The organism is Sphingosinicella sp., from assembly GCF_052387495.1.
Classification (GTDB): Bacteria; Pseudomonadota; Alphaproteobacteria; order Sphingomonadales; family Sphingomonadaceae; genus Allosphingosinicella.
The window spans coordinates 1-7,977 of sequence record NZ_JBQTJC010000240.1; the positions used below are offsets into that span (position 1 = coordinate 1).

Sequence of the window (7,977 nt, forward strand, 5' to 3'; positions counted from 1 at the left end):
GCACGACCTTGATCCGCGCCAGCAGCTCGCGCGGGGAAAACGGCTTGGTGACATAATCGTCGGCGCCGATCTCGAGCCCGACGATGCGGTCGGTCTCCTCAGCGCGCGCGGTGAGCAGGATGACCGGGATCTCGCTTGTCGCGCGGATGAAGGAGGTGAGCGCGAGCCCGTCCTCGCCCGGCATCATGATATCGAGCAGGACGAGGTCGATCGCGTAAGCGGACAGCATCTGCCGCGCCGCCGCGGCGTTCTCGGCCTTGGTGACGCGCACGCCGTTGCGCGAGAGATAGGTCGCGAGCGGATCGCGAATGTCGCGCTCGTCGTCGACGAGCAGGATGTGCGGCTCCTTCGCCATGGCGCGGCTTGTAGGGCGGCGCGGCGGACCTGCGCCAGCCTTAGAATGTCGCCGATTGTCGCCAATTGTGTCGCTCAGCATGAGGCCGCATAACGTCTGCCATGACGGGGGCCGCCGAGAGCGCCAGGGGGGCATTGTCGCGCGGCGACCTGATCGGCGCCTATGACGCGACCGTCGCCGCGATCGCCGAGGGTGATGATTCCCCCGCGATTCGCCACCTCCAGGTGCTGGCGCTGGCGCGGATGGGCGACACGGATCGGGCGATGGAATTGTTCGCCGCCTCCGGGCTCGACGCCTCGCCCGATCCGCACGAACGCGCGGTCGGCGCGCGGCTGCTCAAGGACAAAGCGCTCTCGCTCCCGCCCGGCGCGGCGAGCGCGGCCGCCTTAGCCGGCGCGTTCGACGCCTATCACGCCATCTACGCCGCCAGCGGCGACGCCTTTCCCGGCATCAACGCCGCGACCCTCGCTTTGCTCGCCGGTGATACGGCTCGGGCACACGTGCTGGCCGAAGCGCTACTCGCCGATCCCGCGGTGGCAGCGGCGGCCAATTATTACGACGCGGCGACCAAGGCCGAGGCCCTGCTGATTCTCGGCCGGACCGGGGAGGTCACCGCCGCGCTCGCCGCGCCGCCGGTGCGCGAAAGCCGGGACTACGGCGCGCGCTGCTCGACCCTGCGGCAATTGGCCATGATCGCCGCGCATCTCGGTCTGGACTCGGAGGCGCTGCTGGCGCCGCTCGCCCCGCCGCGCGTCGCTCATTTCTGCGGGCATATCTTCGTCGCCGACGCGGAGGCGGAGTCGCGCCTCCGCGCCGCGATCGATGCGGTGATCGAGGCCGAGACGGTCGGCTTCGCCTACGGCGCGCTCGCCGCCGGCGCCGACATTCTCTTTGCCGAGGCGTTGCTCGCGCGCGGCGCAGAGCTGCACCTCGTCCTGCCCTTCGCCGAGGAGGATTTCCTTGCCCAGTCGGTGCGCCCCGCCGGCGAGCCCTGGCTGGCGCGCTACGCGGCGTGTCGTGACCGGGCGGCGACCCTCACCTTCGCCGGCGAGATGGAGTTTTTCGGCGACGGCGCGCAATATGGCTATGGCAGCCGCATGGCGATGGGCCTCGCCCGGCTGCGCGCCGAGCATCTCGCCGCCGAGGCAGTGCAGCTCGCGATCTGGGACGGCAAGGCCGCGAACGGCGATGCCGGCACGGGCATTGACGTCGCGGCTTGGCGCGACGGCGCCGGCCGCACCGTCGCGATCGAGCCCGGCCAGGTCGAGCGCGGCCTCACCCGGCCCGAGCCGCGCGTCCGCAGCGCCTACGACCGTGCGCTGGCGGCGATCCTGTTCACCGATTTCGCCGGCTTCTCGACCCTCAGCGAGACCGCGCTCCCCGCCTTCTGGGACGGGGTCATGCACCGCGTCGCCGAGGTGCTCGATCGCCATGGCGACGAGGTCGCCTGCCGCAACAGCTGGGGCGACGCGCTCTATGCCGTGATGCAGAGCGCCACGGGGGCCGCCGAGATCGCGCTCGAGCTGCAGGACGCGCTCGCCCGCTTCGACTATGCGACGCTCGGCCTCGACGGCGCCGGGGGCATGCGTATCGGCGTCCATTACGGCCCGGCCTACCGCACGATCGACCGCATCACAGGCCGCACCACCTTCTACGGCACCGAAGTCTCCAAGGCCGCCCGGATCGAGCCGGTGACGCCGCCCGGCGCGGTCTTCGTCACCGAGCCCTTCGCCGCGATCCTCGCGCTGGAAGCGGGAAGCCGCTTCACCAGCCGCTATGTGGGTCGCATCCCCCTCGCCAAAAAATATGGCGACTATCCGATGTACCGGCTGACCCGCGCGGATTGAGCTAGCGCGCGCTCTCCACGCGCCACTTGCGGCCGGCGCCGCGCCGCATCGGAGCGCCGCAGTAGCGGCAGACGCTCACCACCCCGGTTTCGGTGGAGCGGGCGTGCGACTTCGATCGGCGATGACGCCCGAAATAGCACAGCAGCCGCCGCAGTCGCCTGGCGATCATGTTCCGACCTCGCAACGAACTTGATTGCCCGAAATTCGAGCGGGGACAAGCGATCAGATTGGTGCCGAACAGCTAGCTTCGAGATTGCGAGCCCATTGCGCCTGGCCCTCGGGCGACAGGTGAATGCCGTCCGTCGTCATGGCGCGGGAGAGGGGAGGCACGACGCGGGCACCCCTCTCCGCCGCAATCTCCACGATGCGCCGGTTGAGCTCGGCGATCGTCCGGTCCGAAACCGGCCGCTCGGTGATCCGCATATGATCGACCGGTGAAAGCGAGACCAATACGACATTCTCGGCCAGGCCGACGACGCGCCGATAGTCCCGTTCCCATGCCTCGGGGTCTGCGTTTCGCCTGGCGTCCACGATCCCCAGCGAGACGACCAGCAGGGAGGGCGACAGCTCGGCGACGAGATCGGGGGCGATCCCGGTCCATTCCCGGAGGCCGGTGCCGCCGATCGCGCCGTTGAACAGGCGAAGGCCGCAAAGGCTCGCCTCATCATGCGCCGCCGCGATGCTGTCGCCGATGAGCAGTGCCTGCCCGTCGGGAAAGCTCCGCGCCTCGGCCATCACCCGGCCCCCTTCGCTCGAGCAACCGGCCAGGAGGAGCAGGAAGATAAGAAATCGCACCGCGCGGCCCAATGCGAGGAAAAAGCTGGTGAGCCCTGCTGGATTCGAACCAGCGACCTACTGATTAAAAGTCAGTTGCTCTACCGACTGAGCTAAGGGCCCGTGTGCTTCGGTCACCTATGCGCGGGGGCTGGGCGGGTCAACCGCGCGAGCAGCTGGCGGACGGTCGCGCCGGTTAGCGGATCGCGCCAGCCGGGGGCGATCTGCGCGAGCGGGACGAGCACGAAATCCCGCTCACGATAATGCGGATGGGGGATAATCGGTCCCGGACCGCCCCAGGCGCCTTCGGACCAGAGGATGATGTCGAGATCGAGCACGCGCGCGCCCCAGCGCCTGCCGCGCCGGCGGCCGAAGTCGCGCTCGATCCTTTTCAGCGCGTCGAGTAGCGCGTCGGGGGCGAGATCGGTCGCGAGGATCGCCACGGCATTGGCAAAGCTGCGCCCGGCGGGGCCGAGCGCGGGGGTGGCACGTATCCCGGACGCCGCGTCGATGCGGCCAAGCTCGCTCAACCCGGCGATCGCCGCGCGCACCACGCCTTTCGGCGCGCCGTGGCGGCCGTGGCGGCGGTTCGAGCCCAAAGCGATAGCGTAGCTTGTCTCGGCCATACGCCAGCGCCTAGACGCTCGCGATGCCGCCCGAAAGCCCGCTCCCCGAGGTCGAAGCGCCGCGCGATTGCCCGCTCTGTCCGCGGCTGGTCGCCTTTCGCGAGGAGCTGCGCATCGCCCACCCGGACTGGTGGAACGCGCCGGTCCCCGCCTTCGGCGATCGCGACGCCTGGTTGGGTCTGGTCGGCCTGGCGCCGGGCATGTGGGGCGCCAACCGCACCGGCCGTCCCTTCACCGGCGACCATGCCGGGCATCTGCTCTATCGGACATTGCTCAAGTTCGGCCTCGCCGAAGGCGCCTATGAGGAGCGGCCCGACGACAGCCTGCGCCTCAACGGCTGCATCATCCTCAATTCGGTCAAATGCCTGCCGCCGCGGAACAAGCCGCTCCCCGCCGAGGTCGCCACCTGCCGCCGCTATTACGAAGCGGCGATGGCCGTGCTGCCGAACCTTCGCGTGCTCGTCGCCTTGGGCCGCATAGCGCACGACAATGCGGTTCGCGTCGCGGGCGGTCGCCTCGCCGATTTCCCCTTCGCCCATCTCGCCGAGCACGCGCTGCCCGACGGCCGCATCCTGATCGATAGCTACCATTGCTCCCGCTACAACCAGAACACCGGGCGCCTGACCGACGCGATGTTCGAGGCGGTGTTCGCGCGGGCGCTCGAGCTCAGATGTCCTCGGTGAGCCGCCGATAAAGATCCGGCCGCCGGTCGCGGAAAAAGCCGAAGGCGGCGCGGTGGGCGCGGGCCGCGTCCAGGTCCAGCGTCGCGGTGAGCGCGCCGGTCTCCTCGGCGCCGAATTCGGCGAGGATGTCGCCGCGCTCGTCGCAGATGAAGCTGTGGCCGTAGAAGCGCTGGCCGTTCTCCGTACCGACGCGGTTGGCGGCGACCACCGGGACGACGTTCGAGACGGCGTGGCCGATCATCGCCCGCCGCCACAGCCGCGAGGTGTCGAGATCAGGGTCGTGCGGCTCGGTGCCGATCGCGGTCGGATAGAGCAGGATCTCGGCCCCCATCAGCATCAGACTCCGCGCTGTTTCCGGATACCATTGATCCCAGCAGACCGCGGGCCCGAGCGTGCCATAGGGCGTGTCCCACACCTTGAAGCCGGTATTGCCGGGGCGGAAATAGAATTTCTCCGAATAGCCGGGGCCGTCCGGGATATGGCTCTTGCGGTAGACGCCCATCACCTCGCCATGATCGTCGATCATTGCGAGGCTATTATAATGATGATGACCCTCGGCCTCGAAGAAGCTGGTCGGGATATAGACCTGAAGCTCCGCCGCGAGCTGCCGCATCGCCAGCACGGCGGGGTGTGTGCCGACTGGCATGGCGCGGGCGAAATGCGCCTCGTCCTGCGTGCGGCAGAAATAATGTCCCTCGAACAGCTCCGGCGGGAGAATTACCTTCGCGCCCTGGCCGGCCGCCTCGCGGACGAGCGCGGAAACGTTGCGGATATTCTCGTCGACGTCGTCCGAGAAGGCGAGCTGGAGCGCGGCGACCGTCAGTTGGCTCACTTCGGCACCTGCTGGGTGATGCAGTGGAAGCTGCCGCCGCCGGTCAGGATATGGTCGGCGCGCAGGCCGCTCACCTCCCGGCCCGGGAACAGCTCGGCGACCATCTCGACCGCTGCTTCGTCGTTCGGCGCGTCGTAGAGCGGGACGACCACCGCCGCATTGCCGATGTAGAAGTTCATGTAGGACGCGGGGACGATCCGGCCGCCGCGCTCGACCCGGCCGGGCGAGGGCAGGGGCGCGACCGCGAGGCCGAACGCCTCGGCCCGGTAGCGCGCGTCGGCATAGATGAGGCTATTGGGATCGTCGCTGCCGGCGGAGACGGGGATGGCGAGCCGCCCCTCGGCCACGAAGCGGGCGAGATTGTCGATATGGCCGTCGGTATGGTCATTGAACAGCCCGTCGCCGAGCCAGAGCAGCCGTTCGATGCCGAGCTGATCGCGCAGCCGCGCCTCGATCTCGGCGCGGTCGAGCCCGGGATTGCGGTTCGGATTGAGCAGGCATTGCTCGGTGGTGACCGCGAGGCCGCTTCCGTCGACCTCGATCGCGCCGCCCTCCAGCACCCAGTCGTATTGCGCCGACTCCAGCCCGAGCGATCGCGCGAGGCCGAGCCCGACCGTCTCGTCGCCCGGCAGCTCGTATTTCCCGCCCCAGCCGTTGAAGCGGAAGCGCGCGGCGGCGCGACCGCCATTCTTCAGGATCAGTGGCCCGGTGTCGCGAAGCCAGATGTCGCCGAACTTCTCCTCGACGACCGTCGCGAACGGCGCCGCACGCCGCGCGGCCTCCGCCGCTTCCGCATCGGCGGCGATGAGACGCACCTCCTCGCCCTTGCCGTCCGCCCAGACCCGCCGCGCGAACTCCGCGACCTCGGCGCGTGCCGGCTCCAGATCATCCTCCCACAGTTCCGCATGGCTCGGAAAGCCGATCCAGACGAATTCGTGCGGCGCCCATTCGGGCGGCTGGCGCGCGGCCATGCGGCCTAGCGCCCCGCGCGCGAGCGGTCGCGGATGGCGCGGAATTCGTCGCCCTCGTTCCAGTTGGGCCAGGCGGTGCTGTTCGCCAGCTCGCGGCCGATATTATAGAAGATCCGCAGCTCGCGCATCGCGCCCGCCCAGTCCCAATTGGGATCATATTCGTCGGCTGGCCCGTGATAGCGGTTCGCGCGATATTCGGCCGACCAGGCGTCGCCCGCCGCCCGCCCGCCGACGACGAGGTCGGGTCCGAGTTTGGCGTAGATCATCGGCACGCCCTGCTTGGCGAGGCTGAAATGGTCGGAGCGGTAATAATAGCCCGCCTGCGGCGCCGGCTCGGGCGTCAGGGTCAGGCTTTCCGCCGCAACCGCCCGCTGCAGATAGGCATCGAGCTCGGACTTGCCGGCGCCGACCGCGTAGAAATCGCGCGCGTCGCCGTGCATGGTCAGGCTGTCGATGTTGAGCCCGCCCACGGTCTGCGCGAGCGGATAGATCGGGTTGGCGGCGTAATACGCGGAGCCGAGCAAGCCCGATTCCTCGGCGGTCACCGCGAGAAAGACCTGCGAGCGCTCGGTCCGCCCGGCGCGTGCCTGCGCCTCGGCGAGCGCGACGAGCGCGGCGGTGCCGCTCGCATTGTCGACGGCGCCGTTGCAGATACGGTCCTCGCCCTCCTCGCGGCAGATGCCGAGATGGTCCCAGTGCGCGGTGTAGAGGACATATTCGTCCGGCCGGCTCGTTCCCCGCAGGACGCCCACCACGTTGCGCGAGGCGAAGCGGCGGATCGATTGGTCGAAGCCAACCGAGGCGCGCAGGTTCAAGGGCACGGCGCGGAAGCCCGGCTGCGCCGCGGCGCGGGTCAGCGCGTCGAGATCCTGGCCGGCGGCGGCGAACAGCCGGCGCGCGGCGTCGTTGGTCAGCCAGCCGTTCATCGCGGTCTGGCTGGCGCCGTTGTCGGGCGTCTGCATGTAGGGCTGCGGCCCGGTCCAGCTGTTCTCGACGACGTTCCAGCCGTAGGAGGCGGGGGCGCTGTCGTGGACGATCAGGACCGCCGCGCCGCCCTGCCGCGCCGCCTCCTCATATTTGTAGGTCCAGCGGCCGTAATAGGTCATCGCCCGGCCGTTGAACGTGCCTTCGAGCCCGGAGGCGTTCCAGTCGGGATCGTTGACGAGGATGACGACGGTGCGGCCGCGCACGTCGACCCCCTCATAATCGTTCCAGCCGCGCTCGGGGGCGTTGATCCCGTAGCCGACGAAGACCAGTTCGCTGTCCCGCACGTCGATCCGCGGCTGGGCCCGATAGGAGGCGCCGACGAAATCGGTGCGATAGGCGAAGCTGAGATTTTCGCGGCCGCCAGTCATCTGAAGCCGCGGCGATCCCTGCATCGTGATCTCGACCAGCGGCACGTCCTGATACCAGCTGCCGTTGTTGCCCGGCTGCAGCCCAACCCGCGCGAACTCGCGCGCCAGCGCCTCGACGGTGCGCGTCTCGCCCTCGGTTCCGGGCGCCCGCCCCTGGAACGCGTCGGACGACAATTCCTGCGTCACCCGCTGCAGCGTCTCCAGTGAGATTTGCGAGGTCGCATCGGAAGTGGAGGCGGTGGTGGCGCAGCCCGCCAATGCGGCCGCCGCGAAAGCCAGGATCAGACGCATGTTTCGCTCCTTCAAGCCGCCCCGCCGCGCGCTTCTGGCAGCAAGGCGCGGCTTTCGCAACCTTGCCTCCGGGCCGGTTTCCGCTATGTACCACTTGGGGCAAGCGCCTGAAATCGAGTGTCAATTACAATGGTCGGCCACTGACAACGCCGGCTCGTCGGCGCTAAGAATTACCCTATTTCGTTGGGGAATGAAATGATCGCAAGACCAGCAAGTCTCGGCATCGGGCTCGCAGCGTTGGCA

General features: G+C 69.1%; 8 protein-coding genes and 1 tRNA gene. 2 read left to right on the forward strand and 7 right to left on the reverse strand.

What is annotated here, in order from left to right; translation table 11 throughout:
* On the reverse strand, positions 1-355 hold a 355-nt coding region (locus ACT4N8_RS13320; RefSeq protein WP_444858609.1), incomplete at its 3' end, for a response regulator transcription factor.
* 101 nt (positions 356-456) lie between these two features.
* On the opposite strand from ACT4N8_RS13320, the gene ACT4N8_RS13325 reads away from it, so the two are divergent.
* Positions 457-2,202: an adenylate/guanylate cyclase domain-containing protein gene (locus ACT4N8_RS13325; protein ID WP_444858610.1), complete on the forward strand. Its 1,746-nt coding sequence runs from the start codon at positions 457-459 to the stop codon at positions 2,200-2,202.
* A 222-nt stretch (positions 2,203-2,424) separates the two neighbouring features.
* On the opposite strand, the gene ACT4N8_RS13330 is transcribed toward ACT4N8_RS13325, so the two are convergent.
* The 3 genes from ACT4N8_RS13330 to folK all read right to left on the reverse strand — a co-directional run bounded on the left by ACT4N8_RS13330 (position 2,425) and on the right by folK (position 3,602).
* Positions 2,425-2,997 carry an SGNH/GDSL hydrolase family protein gene (locus ACT4N8_RS13330; RefSeq protein WP_444858611.1) on the reverse strand — a complete coding sequence of 191 codons (573 nt, stop codon included), beginning with the start codon at positions 2,995-2,997 and terminating at the stop codon, positions 2,425-2,427.
* A 26-nt stretch (positions 2,998-3,023) separates the two neighbouring features.
* Positions 3,024-3,099 (reverse strand) — tRNA-Lys (locus ACT4N8_RS13335).
* A gap of 11 nt (positions 3,100-3,110) precedes the next feature.
* The gene (gene folK, locus ACT4N8_RS13340; RefSeq protein WP_444858612.1) at positions 3,111-3,602 is read right to left on the reverse strand and encodes a 2-amino-4-hydroxy-6-hydroxymethyldihydropteridine diphosphokinase; all 492 of its coding nucleotides are present in this window, start codon (positions 3,600-3,602) and stop codon (positions 3,111-3,113) included.
* Between the two features lie 23 nt (positions 3,603-3,625).
* Here folK and ACT4N8_RS13345 point away from each other — a divergent pair, with 23 nt between their 5' ends.
* Positions 3,626-4,285, forward strand: a complete 660-nt coding sequence (locus tag ACT4N8_RS13345; RefSeq protein ID WP_444858613.1) for a uracil-DNA glycosylase — start codon at positions 3,626-3,628, stop codon at positions 4,283-4,285.
* On the opposite strand, the gene aguB is transcribed toward ACT4N8_RS13345, so the two are convergent.
* Genes aguB through ACT4N8_RS13360 form a run of 3 tightly spaced genes read right to left on the reverse strand, consistent with a single transcriptional unit; the run spans position 4,269 to position 7,734 of the window.
* A complete protein-coding gene (gene aguB / locus ACT4N8_RS13350; protein WP_444858614.1) occupies positions 4,269-5,117 on the reverse strand; it encodes an N-carbamoylputrescine amidase in 849 nt (282 codons plus the stop codon). The genes ACT4N8_RS13345 and aguB overlap by 17 nt on opposite strands.
* Positions 5,114-6,088, reverse strand: coding sequence for an agmatine deiminase family protein (locus ACT4N8_RS13355; RefSeq protein ID WP_444858615.1), 975 nt, complete (start codon positions 6,086-6,088; stop codon positions 5,114-5,116). The genes aguB and ACT4N8_RS13355 overlap by 4 nt, the downstream gene beginning before the upstream one ends.
* Before the next feature lie 5 nt (positions 6,089-6,093).
* Positions 6,094-7,734, reverse strand: a complete 1,641-nt coding sequence (locus ACT4N8_RS13360) for a M28 family metallopeptidase (protein ID WP_444858616.1) — start codon at positions 7,732-7,734, stop codon at positions 6,094-6,096.
* Positions 7,735-7,977: the final 243 nt, after the last annotated feature.

Excerpts from the sequence above, each read along its gene's own strand:
- ACT4N8_RS13325 (WP_444858610.1), top strand. The coding sequence starts at position 457 with ATGACGGGGGCCGCCGAGAGCGCCAGGGGGGCATTGTCGCGCGGCGAC.
- folK (WP_444858612.1), bottom strand. The coding sequence starts at position 3,602 with ATGGCCGAGACAAGCTACGCTATCGCTTTGGGCTCGAACCGCCGCCAC.
- ACT4N8_RS13345 (WP_444858613.1), top strand. The coding sequence starts at position 3,626 with ATGCCGCCCGAAAGCCCGCTCCCCGAGGTCGAAGCGCCGCGCGATTGC.
- ACT4N8_RS13355 (WP_444858615.1), bottom strand. The coding sequence starts at position 6,088 with ATGGCCGCGCGCCAGCCGCCCGAATGGGCGCCGCACGAATTCGTCTGG.
- ACT4N8_RS13360 (WP_444858616.1), bottom strand. The coding sequence starts at position 7,734 with ATGCGTCTGATCCTGGCTTTCGCGGCGGCCGCATTGGCGGGCTGCGCC.